Here is a 13,820-nt window from a genome sequence, read left to right on the forward strand (position 1 = left end):
TCGGACGGGGCGCTCATCGCCATGCCTTCCTCTCTCAAGGTGTCCCTGGGACAGTATTCCGACAAGGGCCGCAAACCGGCCAATCAGGATTTCCACGGCGCCCTGATCCCCGAGGGGCCACCGCTGGTCAACAAGGGACTGGCCCTGGCGCTGGCCGATGGCATTGGCAGCAGCAACGTCAGTCATATCGCCGCGGAAACCGCGGTCAGCGGCTTCCTAGAAGACTACTTCAGCACTCCGGAAACCTGGTCGGTACGGCAATCCGCGCAACGGGTGATCAACGCCACCAACGCCTGGCTGCACGCGCAGACCCGCCAAAGCCAGTACCGCTATGATCTGGACCGGGGCTATGTGTGCACCTTCACCGCCCTGGTGATCAAAGGCGACAGCGCCCATTGCTTCCATCTGGGCGATGCCCGCCTGTATCGGCTGAGTAACGGAGTCCTGGAACAGCTGACCGAAGATCACCGGTTATGGGTGTCACGGGAGCAGAGCTACCTGAGCCGGGCCTTGGGCATGAACGCCCGCGCGGAAATCGATCATCTCAGCGTACCGGTGACGGAAGGGGACTGGTTCGTGCTGGCCACCGACGGCGTCCACGAACACCTGGATGCCGACACCCTGACCCGCACTCTGGCCTCGCAAACCGATCCACAACAGGCGGCGAAAACCCTGGTGGCGCTGGCTTACGAGCATGGCAGCGAGGACAATCTGACGGTGCAGGTGCTGCGTATCGACCGGTTGCCGCAAGCAGAGCCCTCCGCCGTATCCGGCCGTCTGGATGATCTGCCGCTCCCGCCGGAGCTGCGTGTCCGCATGGAATTCGACGGCTACCGCATCCTGCGGGAGTTGCACGCGAGCAGCCGCAGCCACGTCTATCTGGCGGAGGATCTGGACAGTGGCGCCACCGTGGTACTGAAAACCCCGGCCATCGACCGCGCCAATGATCGTGCCTTTCTGGAGCGGTTCATGATGGAGGAATGGATCGCCCACCGCATCGACCATCCCCATGTTCTCAAGGCGCCGCCACGGCAACGGCAACGTCGTTACCTGTATACGGTGACGGACTATGTGGAGGGGGAAACCCTGACGCAGTGGATGCGTGACCACCCCAACCCGGCTCTGGAAACGGTTCGGGAGTTGGTGGAACAGATCGCCCGCGCACTGTACGCCTTCCATCGGCGCGAGATTCTGCACCAGGACCTGCGCCCCGAAAACGTGATGATCGACGCCAACGGCACCGTCACCCTGATCGACTTCGGCGCCGCCCGCGTGGCCGGGCTGGCCGAGCTGGCCCCGCCCCGGGACCGGGAAGCGCCGCAAGGTACCCTGCCCTACATGGCGCCGGAATACTTTCTCGGAGAACCGGGCGATACCGCCTCCGATCTGTTTTCCCTCGGTGTCATCACCTATCAACTGCTGACCGGAGATTTGCCCTACGGTACCGCCGTGTCCCAGTGCCGGACCCGGTCCGCACAGAACCGGCTCCGCTATCGCAGCGCCTTACGCGATGATCGCGATCTGCCATCCTGGGTGGACGGAGCACTGCGCAAGGCGGTGCATCCGCATCCGGACAAACGTTACCGGGAGCTATCGGAATTTATCCACGACTTGCGCCACCCCAATCCGGGGCTCACGCACCCAATCCGACCGCCGTTGATGGACCGCCATCCGGTGCGTTTCTGGCAAAGTGTCAGTGCCGTGCTGGCACTGCTGGTGGCGCTGCTCGCCGTGCGTCTCTATGGCGCGTAAGCGCGCAGGAACATGGCCACCGCCTCGGAGATATGGGCTTCGGCGTCCTCCGCCGTCAGCGGTACGCCACAACCGATCAATACCTTCATTTCATGGCAGCCCTTGATCAGGGAAAAGAAGTGATCGGCGGCACGATCCGGCGCCGCCACCCGCAATAAGCCGCGCCGATCCAGCTCCGCCAGCAGCCGCTCCATGTCCAGCAAGGTTCGTTGCGGGCCCACCTCGAAGAACAGCCGGGCCATGGTCTGGTCCTGGCCGGCCTGAGCCGCCATCAGGCGCATCAGATTGACCGCGTCCTCCTGGGTCACCAGCTCATGGAAGGAGCGGGCGATGCGCAGCAACACCTGTTCCACCGACTGGCTCTGATCGAAATGAAAGATCGGCAAGGGCATCTGCCCCTGGCATTTGATCTCCACCGCGGCGGCGAACAGCGCTTCCTTGTCCTTGAAGTGGCTGTAGACGGTGAGCTTGGACACACCGGCGGCGGCGGCGATGGCATCCATGCTGGTGCCGGAGTAGCCCTGTCCCAGGAACAAGGTAGTGGCGGCGGACAGGATGGCGTCGCGTTTGGCGGGGTCTTTGGGGCGGCCCGGGCCGCTGCGAGTCGGATTGTTCGACATGATCTCAACAAATGATGGACTGGCGAGTTCACTAATTTTACTATACCGGCGAGTTTACCATTCAACCGACAAAATAACGACGTTGTTGTTGCTGCTATCCGCAGGCGCTCTTTCCCGCCCGGGGGTACCAACAAGGGATAAGGTGTTCCATGACTTGCCGCAACCGATCCACATCGCACTTACCCACTCATCGCGTGGGCGCTTCCGGCCTGCCCCTGCTGTTTCTCGTCGCCCTGTTCGCCAGCGCGCTCAGCGGCTGCAGCGGTGATGCCGCCACCACCGAGCACACCATCAGCACCGCTCTGGTGGTCCAGCCGAACAGCACTCATACCGGCCATGACAGCTTCGCCGGCGAGGTCCGCGCCCGCTACGAGCCTGATCTGGCGTTCCAGGTCGGCGGCAAGGTGATCGAGCGTCTGGTGGAAGTCGGGGACCGGGTGGAGAAGGGTCAGTCACTGGCCCGCATCGACCCCCGTGACGTGCGCCTGCAACTGGATGCCGCCCGCGCCCGGGTGGCCGCCGCCAAGGCCGACCATGATCTGGCGCGCAGTGAGCAGAAACGGTATCAGACCCTGCTGGAACGCAAGGTGATCAGCCAGTCGCAGTACGATTCAGTCAGCAGCCAGCTCGAAGCCGCCGCGGCACAATTGCGCCAGGCCCGCGCCGATCTGGAAGTAGCCCGCAATCAGGCCGGTTACGCCGAACTGCGTGCGCCCCGGAACGGGGTCATCATGAGCCGTCAGGTCGAGGTCGGGCAGGTGGTGGCGGCCGGCCAGACCGTGTTCACGCTGGCCGCCGATGGCGACCGCGAGGTGCTGATCCATCTGCCGGAAAACCGCGTCAATCAGGTTTCTCTCCAGCAGGACGTGAAGGTGGAGCTGTGGTCGCGACCCGGTGAGCACTATGACGGCCGGGTCCGCGAGATCGCCCCGTCCGCCGACCCGCAATTGCGCACCTACGCGGCGCGCGTGGCTTTCACCAGCGACGACGTGCCCGCCGATCTGGGGCAAAGCGCCCGGGCCTTCTTCCCTCAGGGCGACACTCGCATGAGCATCCCGTTGAGCGCACTCACCGCCGAAGCGGACGCCCCTTATGTCTGGAAGGTGAACCCGGCGGACCAGACTCTGGTGAAAGCGCCGGTTCGCATCGGACCCTACCAGGAAGACCAAGTGCCGGTGCTTGCTGGCCTGGAAACCGATGATTGGATCGTCGCCGCCGGCACCCAGCTGTTTCGCGAAGGCCAGACCGTGAAACCGGTGGACCGTCGCAATCGCCAGGTGAACTTTGGCGACGGGGGACACTGAGGATGCGTTTCAATCTGTCCGAATGGGCGCTGCAAAACCGCGCCCTGGTGCTCTACGCGATGATCATTCTCGGGGCCCTCGGCGCACTGTCCTACAGCCAGCTAGGACAAAGCGAGGACCCGCCGTTCACCTTCAAGGTCATGGTGGTGAATACGCTGTGGCCCGGCGCCAGCGCCGAGGACGTCTCCCGCCAGGTCACCGAGCGCATCGAAAAGAAGCTGATGGAAACCGGGGATTACGACCGCATCACGTCCTTTTCCCGCCCCGGACAGTCCCAGGTCATGTTCATGGCGCGGGACGACATGCATTCCGACGACATCCCCGATCTCTGGTATCAGGTGCGCAAAAAGGTGGGCGATATCCGCCACACCCTGCCCCAGGGGATCCAGGGACCATTCTTCAATGACGAGTTCGGCACCACCTACGGCAACATCTACGCGCTCACCGGCGACGGCTTCGACTACGCCCTGAAGAAAGACTACGCCGACCGCCTGCAACTGGCCCTGCAGCGGGTCCCGGATGTGGGCAAGGTGGAACTGATCGGCCTTCAGGACGAGAAAATCTGGGTGGAGCTGTCCAATACCAAGCTGGCCGCTCTGGGGATTCCGCTTGGCGCGGTACAGCAAGCCCTGCAGCAACAAAACGCGGTTTCCGACGCCGGCTACTTTGAAACACCCACCGACCGGGTGCGCCTGCGTGCTTCCGGTAATTTCCAAAGCGTGGAGGAGATCCGCCGCTTCCCGATCCGGTTCGAGGGGCGCACCCTGCGCCTGGAGGACATCGCCCGGGTTTATCGCGGCTTTGACGATCCGCCGGCACCACGCATGCGCTTCATGGGCGAGGACGCCGTTGGCCTGGCGGTCTCCATGAAGGCCGGCGGCGACATTCTCGCCCTCGGTGAAAACCTGGAAAAAGAATTCACCCACCTGCAGGACACCCTGCCCGCCGGCCTGTCGCTGCATAAGGTCTCCGACCAGCCGGCGGCGGTGCGCGCCAGTGTCGGCGACTTTGTGCGGGTGCTGGTGGAGGCCCTGGTGATCGTGCTGCTGGTGAGTTTTTTCTCGCTGGGGCTGCGCACTGGCCTGGTGGTGGCGTTGTCCATTCCCCTGGTCCTGGCGATGACGTTCGCGTCGATGAACTACTTCGACATCGGCCTGCACAAGATTTCGCTGGGGGCGCTGGTACTGGCACTGGGATTGATGGTGGACGACGCCATCATCGCGGTGGAGATGATGGCGATCAAAATGGAGCAGGGCCTGAGCCGGATCAAGGCGGCCAGTTTCGCCTGGACCAGCACCGCTTTCCCGATGCTCACCGGCACGCTGATCACCGCGGCCGGGTTTTTGCCGATCGCCACGGCCCAGTCCGGCACCGGTGAATATACCCGCTCCATCTTCCAGGTGGTGACCTTGTCGTTGCTGGTGTCCTGGATCACCGCGGTGGTGTTCGTGCCTTATCTGGGTGACAAACTGCTGCCGAACCTGGCGCGCCGCGATGATACCGGCGAAGTGCACGATCCCTATCAGAAGCCGTTTTACCGTCGTTTCCGCGCGCTGGTGAGCTGGTGCGTTTACCACCGCAAAACCGTGATCGTGATGACGGTGGCGATCTTCATTGGCGCGGTGGCGCTGTTCCGTTTCGTGCCGCAACAGTTCTTCCCGGCTTCCGCGCGGCTGGAACTGATGGTGGACCTGAAGCTGAGCGAAGGCAGCTCACTGGAAGCCAGCCAGGCCCAGGCGGAGCGGCTGGAGGCGTTGCTGGCGGAAAATGACCAGGTGGAGAACTACGTGGCGTATGTCGGCACCGGCTCTCCCCGCTTCTATCTGCCTCTGGACCAGCAACTGCCGGCGGCGAGCTTCGCCCAGTTCGTTGTACTGACCCGCAATATCGAGGAGCGGGAAGAAGTACGCTCCTGGCTGATCGACACACTGGCGGCGGACTTCCCCACCGTGCGGTCGCGGGTGTCGCGGCTGGAGAACGGCCCACCGGTGGGCTATCCGATCCAGTTCCGGGTCTCCGGAGAACACATCAGCGAAGTTCGTGACCTGGCCCGGCAAGTGGCACAGCGGATACGCGAACAACCGCAAGTCAGCAACGTGCATCTGGACTGGGAAGAACCCAGCAAGGTGGTACGCCTGAACATCGACCAGGACCGCGCCCGGGCCCTCGGCGTCAATACCGCCGATCTGTCCCAGGCCCTGCAAAGCTCGTTGTCCGGGGTGGCGGTCAGCCAGTACCGGGAAGACAACGAGTTGATCGATGTGGAAGTCCGTGGTGATGCCCGCGAGCGCGAGGCGCTGGGGCTGTTGCCGAGCCTGGCGGTGCAGAACGAGGACGGCCGCAGCGTGCCGCTGTCCCAGATCGCCACCCTGGAATACGGCTTCGAGGAAGGCGTCATCTGGCACCGCAATCGACTGCCCACGGTGACCGTCCGCGCGGACATTTACGGCGACGAACAACCCGCCACCCTGGTCAACAAGATCCAGCCCACGTTGCAGGACATCCGTGACGCCCTGCCACCGGGCTACTTACTGGAAGTGGGTGGCACCGTGGAAGAATCCGCCCGCGGCCAGAAATCGGTGAACGCCGGCATGCCACTGTTCGTGCTGGTGGTGTTGACGCTGCTGATGCTGCAACTGCGCAGCTTCTCGCTGACGGTGATGGTGTTCCTGACCGCGCCTCTGGGACTGATCGGCGTCACTCTGTTCCTGCTGCTCTTCGGCCAACCGTTCGGTTTCGTCGCCATGCTCGGCACCATTGCTCTGGCCGGCATGATCATGCGCAACTCGGTGATCCTGGTGGACCAGATCGGCCAGGACCTGGCCCAGGGCCGAGGCCAGTATGAAGCCATTATCGAATCCACGGTGCGACGCTTCCGGCCCATCGCGCTTACCGCGCTCACCGCGGTGCTGGCGATGATTCCATTGTCCCGCAGTGATTTCTTCGGCCCGATGGCCGTGGCGATCATGGGCGGCCTGATCGTCGCCACCGCTTTGACCCTGCTGTTTCTGCCCGCGCTGTACGCCGCCTGGTTCCGGGTTCCTCGTCCGGCCCGCTGATCCAGGCATAAGGGTGGTGCATATGGGGGCGAAAGCCCCCCTTTTTTTGGTTCAGGCAATGGGCGTCTCCATCAAGGGCACGGGTCTGCATGGAGGCCTTCCGGGATCGCTGTAAATACATCCCTGTAAGCTCCCGGTGTGATGGTTTGCTCGCGGTGGACAGGAACATCCTTTCCCTTTTCATAAACGGCCGTCGGTTACCTCGAAGCGGAGCCGTGTTACGCCTTTGCGGAACCTGCTTCACGACGTTCCCGCAAAGGCGTAACACGGCTCCGCTGTCCCTGATGGAGGGTAATCCTGTTTCCCTCTAAACCGCGACGAACCCTTTTGCTTCAACGCGCGAACGTATCGCAGGCGCTGATATCGCCGCTGTCGAATCCGCGCCGGAACCATTCTACCCGCTGGGCCGAGCTGCCATGGGTGAAGCTGTCCGGCACCACGGCGCGTCCCGCCTGTTCCTGCAAAGTATCGTCACCGATGGCATTGGCGGCGGCCAGGGCTTCTTCCAGATCCCCTTCCTCCAACAATTGCTTTTGCCCGGCTTCATGTCCCCACACCCCGGCAAAGCAGTCCGCCTGTAATTCCTGCCGCACCGACAGAGCATTGGCGTCGGCTTGGGAAAGGCCGGACCGGGCCTGGCGCACCCGCTGGCTGATGCCCAGCAAGGTCTGTACATGATGTCCCACCTCGTGGGCAATCACATAGGCCTGGGCAAAATCACCGGGCGCGCCATGGCGGCGGCGCAGCTCATTGAAGAAGGTCAGATCCAGGTATAATTGCTGGTCACCGGGGCAATAAAAAGGGCCCACCGCGGAGCTGGCGGTGCCGCAGGCGGAGCGCACGCCATTGCTGAACAACACCAGGGTCGGTTCACGGTACTGTTTCCCCATACCGGAGAAGATGCGCCGCCAGGTGTCCTCCGTTTCCGCCAGCACCACGGCGGAAAATTCAGCCAGTTCCTGCTGTTCATCGGACAGAGGCCGCGATTGCTCCGCCATCGGATTTCCCTGCCCCATCGACAGCACGTCGATTCCCAGCAACCGGGTACCGACATAACCCACCACGCCCACCACAAGCAGCACCCGGCCACTCTTGCTGCGCAACAGCCAGGGCACCACCCGCAGCAGCAGTAGCGCCGCGCCCCCACCGCCACTGCCGGCACTCAGCGGCTGGCCCCGGCGATCCTCCACATTGCTGCTTTGTCGTCTTCCTCGCCAACGCATGATGGCACCAGTATCGTCTCTGAATAAGTATGACGACGTCTCTCGAAACCAGGGACATCGTCATACTTATTCAGAGGCCGCCAAATCGCGCTTCCGCTCAATTACGCTGGTAGGGCTTGCCTTCCAGCCACAGGGTATGGCCGTCAAAACGGCACGGCAACGCCACCTCGCTGATACCGGTGCGGTGCAAAACCTGCCCGCTCTCCACGTGCGTGTAGCTGCCTTCGCCGTACTTCACATCCAGCCGTTCGGGCTGCGCCTGATACTTGAACTCGGTGTAGAAACGGAACCGGCCGGCACCGGAATACTGTTCAAACTCACCCTTGCCATCGGCCCCCAGTATCAACCGGCTGCGACCCAGCCCACGGCTGAAATGCCCCTGGGCCAGTTGGCAGCCGGTGGCGGAACCGGTGGAAGGAGTCTGGCGACCGGTCAGGCGCCGTTTCAAATCCACCGCTGAAGACAGACGCTGGCCGTCCAGATAATGGCACTGACCACTGTCACCGCTACTCCGGCCACAGGGCACGGTGCCGGTAAGAGTCAGCAGATCACTGCCCGCCGGCAGTTCCAGCCAGGAACCGTCGCGTCGCTTGAGCACTCCCGGCCCTCTCGGCATCAGCAATTCCACCGAACCGTGCCACAGATCGCCGTCGGCTAACCGCAGTTCGCCCTGATCCGGTTGCAGCCCCCGGTAAGCCCCGTCAAAACGGCGGCCGTCGGACCATTTGGAAACCGTGCCATCGGGAAACGAGAAACCACCGTTCAACGCCTGGTCCACTTTGCGCTCATCCTTGAAGCGCAATTCACCGATGATCTCATTGGCGGCGATACGCGCCTGCGCCATGGTGGCCAGCGTGGCGCCATTCTGAATGAACTCGAGCCGCCCCGGACCGGCCAGTTCGCCCCGGTATTGAGGCCCATCGAAAATCACCCGCAAACCATCACCGGCGTGCACCGTAAACGGCTGATAGTTACTGGACAGGTCACGTATCCGGGAAGGCGTGCCGTACAGGCGGCGGTGGGCTTCCTCGCCCACATGAGGCGTCACGGTACTGCGCAAGAAGCTCAGCTTCACCGATATCAGGGTGTCGCCGCCGGCGGAAACCGGTACCCATTCCTGAAACCGAACCCGTCCCAAATGCAACACCCGCACCTGATACCGGTCCGCCCAGAGGCGAGTGTCCAGACGCTGGCCCGCTTCCATTGGCCTTGAGGTAAACGAAATGAAGCCCTTGTTGTGCTCGGCGGCGGCCACCTCCACCTGCCAACCGTAGTAGGACCCGGTATGTCCGGGAGATATCTGAAAATGCAGGGTACCGGGCTGATCCCGGCCGGCACCGGCGACCACCCCCGGTTCAGGCAGCGGCTCCCGCGGCAACAGCTGGCAGCCGCTCAGGGTCAACGACCACAACGCCAGCAGCGCCGTGAGCCAGCCCTCCAGCTTTCCTTGTCCCGACACCACCATCAAAATATCCTCAGTCGTCCACGCCGGAAGCCCCGGCGGCGCCGTTCCATCCCTTCCGTTTCCGCGATGGTAACGCAGATCATGCTGCAACATAGTGACGGCCATCGCCAGCCCCCCATCAGCCGGGGTAAAGTAGGCCCTCGCCTGGAAGGGATATCGTGGAACTAGACCTCTCCATATTGCTGGTATTGGCGCTCGTGTCACTGCTTGCCGGCTTCATCGACACCCTGGCCGGTGGCGGCGGTCTGCTGACGCTGCCCGCTCTGATGCTGGCCGGTTTGTCGCCGGTGCAGGCGCTGGCCACCAACAAGCTGCAGGGCACTTTCGGTTCGGGCATGGCGGCGTTCACGTTGTGGCGCCGGCGACGCTTCCGCATTGCCGATGTGCGCGGGGCCTTCCTCGCTTCCCTGGTCGGCAGTGCCCTCGGCACTATTCTGGTGCAAGTGATGCACACCGACATTCTGGAGCTCCTGGTTCCGGTGGTGTTGGTGGTTATCGCCCTCTATTTCCTGTTTTCAAAGGGCGCCGGTCAAGTGGAACGGGCGCCCCGGATCAGCGATACCACCTATGAGCGCACTCTGGTTCCTGGCATCGGCTTTTATGATGGCTTTTTCGGTCCCGGCACCGGCTCCTTCTTCGCCCTGGTGGAAGTGGCCCTGCGTGGCCGCGACCTGATTACCGCCACCGCCCGCGCCAAGGCGCTCAACTTCGCCAGCAACATCGCCTCGCTCACCCTGTTCATCGCTGGCGGCAAGGTGCTCTGGGCCACCGGCGCGGTGATGGTGGCCGGCCAGTTGCTGGGCGCGCGCCTCGGCGCTCACGCCGTGATCGGCGGCGGCGCCCGCTTGATCCGGCCTTTGATCGTGGTGGTCTGCATCGCCATGCTGGCTCGCTACCTGGCCACCACTCTGGGCGGCGGCGCTTGACCCGGGAGGGCGGCGGCCCAGGGCCTGTTCACCCTATTTGCATCCAGCAGGCGGGATGCAAATAGGGTGAACAGGCCCTAAACTGACCTCCTGTCATTCCCACCAGTAGGTACGGCCCTCACTATGCGTGACTACCGACGTCCGGACGGCGAAACTCTCTATTGGCCCGTCGGCCCGTTCAAGCTGCGGCTGCCTTTTATTCACTATCGTTTTGAGTGGCCCGATTATCTGCAAGGGCTGTTGATGTGCGCGGTGGATTTGGCGGCCATTCCTCTGATGACCGAACTGCTTGGCATGCCCTTTGAAGCAGCCCTTGCCGTGGTATTGCTCAATGGCATTCTGTATCTGACTCACCACCTGCTGGGCGACCCGGTGGTACCGGGTTGGATCACTCCGGCGATCCCGTTGCTGATGGCCTATTGCAGCGGCTTCCCGGAAGGCCCGGAGCGTGTGCACGCGCTGATCGCTTTCCAGTTGTTACTGGGAGGATTTTGTATTTTCCTGGGACTCACCGGCCTGTCCCGCAAGGTGGTCAATGTGGTGCCGCCAGCCATCAAGGCCGGCATCATCATGGGCGCCGGCATCGCCGCGGTCATCACCGTATTCAAGGTCGGCGGCCGTTTCGAGAGTTTCCCCTGGACCATTTCCATCGCCATCGGCATCGCCTTCTATTTGATCTTTTCCCGTCACTTCAACGCCCTGAAAAACCGCAATGCGTTCTGGGCCACGCTGGGCAAACTGGGCATTTTTCCGATCATCGCTTTGGCCATCGTGGTGGCGCCGATCTTTGGTGAAGCGCCCTGGCCGACCATAGAATGGGGCTTCACCAAGCCGGATTTCGCCACGCTCTGGAATGAATACACCCTGTTCGGTCTGGGGCTGCCCTCGGCGGGCATGTTCCTGCAGGCGATCCCGACCATGCTGGCGGCCTATATCGTGCTGTTCGGCGATGTGCTGCAGGGCAAGGCGCTGCTAACCGAGGCGGACGAGGCCCGCAAGGACGAGAAAATCGACTACGATCCCAACCGGGCGCATATGATTTTTGGCGGCCGCAATGCCACCATGAGCATCATCGGCCCCGACGTGGCCATGTGCGGCCCGCTGTGGGCAGCCATGCATGTAGTCATTACCGAGCGCTTCAAGGAAGGCCGCAAGGCCATGGACTCCATTTTCGGCGGCGCCGGTTCGTTCCGTTGGGGCACCAACACCGGTCTGCTGTTGATGCCCATCGTCAGTCTGGTGGAACCGATCCTTGGCGTGGCGCTGGCGTTGACCCTGCTGATCCAGGGTTACGTCAGCGTGCGCATCGGCATTCTGGAGGCCCGCAGCCAGCGGGACCTGGGTATCGCCGGCGTCACCGCCGCGGTCCTTGCCACCCAAGGCGCCACCTGGGCCTTCGCCGTCGGCGTGGCCCTTTGTATTTTGATTTACGGCCGCCAGTTCTTCACTGGTGAGAATGATCAGACCTTCACGAAGGATCTGGAGCAAAAGGCTCCGGAAGAGTAAGGGGAGAGCGATGAAAACACGTGCCGCGGTATTGCGCGAAATGGGCGCCCAGCGCCCCTATAAAACATCCCAGCCGCTGAAGATCGAAGAGCTGGAATTGGATGCCCCCGGGCACGGCGAGATTCTGGTGCGGGTACGCGCCGCTGGCCTGTGCCATTCGGATCTGTCGGTGATCGACGGCAACCGTCCGCGCCCTCTGCCCATGGCCCTGGGCCACGAAGCCGCTGGTGAGGTAATGGAAGTGGGTGACGGCGTCACCGATCTGGAAGTCGGTGATCACGTAGTGTTTTCCTTCGTCCCCAGTTGCGGCACCTGCGACTACTGTCTCGATGGCCGTGCCGCTCTGTGCGCGCCGGGAGCCGCCGCCAACAACGAAGGCACGCTGCTCGGCGGCGGCATGCGTCTGCATCAGAACGAGCATACCGTGAATCACCACCTGGGCGTCTCCGGCTTCGCCGAGTACGCGGTGACGTCACGGCGCTCCGCGGTGAAGGTCAGCAAGGACCTGCCGTTCGATATCGCCGCGGTATTCGGCTGCGCCGTGCTCACCGGGGTCGGTGCGGTGGTGCACACCGCCGGTTTGCGCGCCGGCCAGTCGGTGCTGGTGGTGGGCCTCGGTGGTGTCGGATTGTCAGCGGTACTGGGCGCGGTGGCCGGTGGCGCCCGCCAGATCATCGCCGCCGATATTGCCCAGGACAAACTGGACATGGCCAAGTCCCTGGGCGCCACTCATGTGGTGAACTCCAAGGACGAGGATGCGGTGGAACAGGTCAAGGCGATCAGCGGCGGCGGCGTGGACATTGCCGCGGAATTCGCCGGTGTTGGCCCGGCGCTGGAGTTCGCCTTCGCCGCCACCGGCAAGGGCGGCAAAACGGTGACCGCCGGCTTACCTCACCCCAGCACCCGCATGGCGGTGAGCCCGGTGCAGTTGGTAGCGGAAGAGCGCAGCCTGCTGGGTTCCTATCTGGGCGGCCATGTGCCGGCCCTGGATATTCCCGAGTACGTGGCCCTGTACCTGGCCGGCCGTCTGCCAGTGGACAAGCTGCTCACCCATCGGCTGAAACTGGAAGATATCAACGAAGGCTTCGACCGCCTGGCTGATGGCGAAGCGATTCGCCAGGTGATTCTGTTCGACTAACGCTGGCACGCGACACGCGACGCGCTTACACGCAACACGCTGGCACGCTAAACCCCAAGCAACAGCGTGCCAGCGATGACGGACTTCCCAAGCCATCAAGCCTTTCCGTCTATCCCAAGGCCAGCAAGCATGGCGTGCAAGCGTGTTGCGTGTAAGCGCGTCGCGTGTCGCGTGTCGCGTGTCGCGTGCCAGCGCTATTATTTCAACTTCTCCAGCATCGCCGCCATCATCTGGTGGATCTTGTTCACCGCTTTCAACGGGCGGACCATCACCTTGAAGTCGTCAATACGGCCCTGATCATCACAGTGGATCATGTCGATGCCGTTGATATGAATCCCTTCCAGATTGGTGGAAAACTCCAGCACCGCGTTATTGCCGTCCAGAATCTCCCGCTCATAACGGAAGTGCTCGTTATTCAGAGTGCGCAGGGCGGCGGTCAGGTAAAGGGTGGTGATCGCCTTGCCTTCCTGGGGGGTATGCACCACCGGCGAGTGAAACACCACATTGTCGGCCAGAATCGCATTCAGCCCGGCGGCATCCCGGGCGTCCACCAGCTTGTGCCATTCGGCGATGGTTTTTTCTATCACGGCCAGTTCCTCTCGTTGGATTTTATCGTCAGGGATTGTCTTAGCGCCTTATTGTTTACGGTGTAAACATAACAGAGGCCAACGATAGCACACTGGCGTGGGCTGTCACCATCAAAGAAGGAATGTTGTGAATTCGCTGGCACGCTTACACGCAACACGCTTGCACGCCAAAGCCCGAGCCTGTTTGCGTGTTGCGTGTTGCGTGTAAGCGACTTACTAGCCGCCAGCGCTGTCGAATTC

Annotated in this window: 10 protein-coding genes; 6 read left to right on the forward strand and 4 right to left on the reverse strand. The window is 62.7% G+C overall.

Going from position 1 to position 13,820, the window contains the following annotated elements; all coding sequences use genetic code 11:
• Positions 1–21: 21 nt before the first annotated feature.
• Positions 22–1,752: a bifunctional protein-serine/threonine kinase/phosphatase gene (locus E0L37_RS13575; RefSeq protein ID WP_133492257.1), complete on the forward strand. Its 1,731-nt coding sequence runs from the start codon at positions 22–24 to the stop codon at positions 1,750–1,752.
• Here E0L37_RS13575 and E0L37_RS13580 read toward each other — a convergent pair.
• Entirely contained in the window at positions 1,740–2,372 is a 633-nt protein-coding gene (locus tag E0L37_RS13580; protein ID WP_133492258.1) for a TetR/AcrR family transcriptional regulator, read from the reverse strand. The genes E0L37_RS13575 and E0L37_RS13580 overlap by 13 nt on opposite strands.
• Before the next feature lie 149 nt (positions 2,373–2,521).
• Between E0L37_RS13580 and E0L37_RS13585 the strand changes: the two genes are divergently transcribed.
• Together E0L37_RS13585 and E0L37_RS13590 are read left to right on the forward strand one after the other, a co-directional pair.
• On the forward strand, positions 2,522–3,676 hold the full coding sequence (locus E0L37_RS13585; RefSeq protein ID WP_133492259.1) for an efflux RND transporter periplasmic adaptor subunit: 1,155 nt from the start codon (positions 2,522–2,524) through the stop codon (positions 3,674–3,676).
• 2 nt (positions 3,677–3,678) lie between these two features.
• A complete protein-coding gene (locus E0L37_RS13590) occupies positions 3,679–6,735 on the forward strand; it encodes an efflux RND transporter permease subunit (protein ID WP_133492260.1) in 3,057 nt (1,018 codons plus the stop codon).
• Between the two features lie 332 nt (positions 6,736–7,067).
• Here the strand turns inward: E0L37_RS13590 and E0L37_RS13595 are convergent, their stop codons facing one another.
• Together E0L37_RS13595 and E0L37_RS13600 are read right to left on the reverse strand one after the other, a co-directional pair.
• A complete protein-coding gene (locus E0L37_RS13595; RefSeq protein ID WP_133492261.1) occupies positions 7,068–7,958 on the reverse strand; it encodes a neutral zinc metallopeptidase in 891 nt (296 codons plus the stop codon).
• A gap of 97 nt (positions 7,959–8,055) precedes the next feature.
• Positions 8,056–9,423, reverse strand: coding sequence for a hypothetical protein (locus E0L37_RS13600; protein ID WP_133492262.1), 1,368 nt, complete (start codon positions 9,421–9,423; stop codon positions 8,056–8,058).
• A 158-nt stretch (positions 9,424–9,581) separates the two neighbouring features.
• Here E0L37_RS13600 and E0L37_RS13605 point away from each other — a divergent pair, with 158 nt between their 5' ends.
• The 3 genes from E0L37_RS13605 to E0L37_RS13615 all read left to right on the forward strand — a co-directional run bounded on the left by E0L37_RS13605 (position 9,582) and on the right by E0L37_RS13615 (position 12,993).
• Positions 9,582–10,349, forward strand: coding sequence for a TSUP family transporter (locus tag E0L37_RS13605; protein WP_133492263.1), 768 nt, complete (start codon positions 9,582–9,584; stop codon positions 10,347–10,349).
• A gap of 123 nt (positions 10,350–10,472) precedes the next feature.
• Positions 10,473–11,855, forward strand: a complete 1,383-nt coding sequence (locus tag E0L37_RS13610; RefSeq protein WP_133492264.1) for a hypothetical protein — start codon at positions 10,473–10,475, stop codon at positions 11,853–11,855.
• A 10-nt stretch (positions 11,856–11,865) separates the two neighbouring features.
• Positions 11,866–12,993, forward strand: coding sequence for a zinc-dependent alcohol dehydrogenase family protein (locus tag E0L37_RS13615; RefSeq protein WP_133492265.1), 1,128 nt, complete (start codon positions 11,866–11,868; stop codon positions 12,991–12,993).
• Positions 12,994–13,190: 197 nt separating this feature from the next.
• Here E0L37_RS13615 and E0L37_RS13620 read toward each other — a convergent pair whose 3' ends face one another.
• Entirely contained in the window at positions 13,191–13,580 is a 390-nt protein-coding gene (locus tag E0L37_RS13620) for a nuclear transport factor 2 family protein (protein ID WP_133492266.1), read from the reverse strand.
• Positions 13,581–13,820 lie beyond the last annotated feature (240 nt).

Source organism: Alcanivorax sp. 24, assembly GCF_004360225.1.
GTDB lineage: Bacteria > Pseudomonadota > Gammaproteobacteria > Pseudomonadales > Alcanivoracaceae > Alloalcanivorax > Alloalcanivorax xiamenensis.

Coding starts and splice junctions, on each gene's coding strand:
- E0L37_RS13615 (WP_133492265.1), top strand. CDS start 11,866: ATGAAAACACGTGCCGCGGTATTGCGCGAAATGGGCGCCCAGCGCCCC.
- E0L37_RS13610 (WP_133492264.1), top strand. CDS start 10,473: ATGCGTGACTACCGACGTCCGGACGGCGAAACTCTCTATTGGCCCGTC.
- E0L37_RS13600 (WP_133492262.1), bottom strand. CDS start 9,423: ATGGTGGTGTCGGGACAAGGAAAGCTGGAGGGCTGGCTCACGGCGCTG.
- E0L37_RS13590 (WP_133492260.1), top strand. CDS start 3,679: ATGCGTTTCAATCTGTCCGAATGGGCGCTGCAAAACCGCGCCCTGGTG.
- E0L37_RS13575 (WP_133492257.1), top strand. CDS start 22: ATGCCTTCCTCTCTCAAGGTGTCCCTGGGACAGTATTCCGACAAGGGC.
- E0L37_RS13585 (WP_133492259.1), top strand. CDS start 2,522: ATGACTTGCCGCAACCGATCCACATCGCACTTACCCACTCATCGCGTG.
- E0L37_RS13595 (WP_133492261.1), bottom strand. CDS start 7,958: ATGCGTTGGCGAGGAAGACGACAAAGCAGCAATGTGGAGGATCGCCGG.
- E0L37_RS13580 (WP_133492258.1), bottom strand. CDS start 2,372: ATGTCGAACAATCCGACTCGCAGCGGCCCGGGCCGCCCCAAAGACCCC.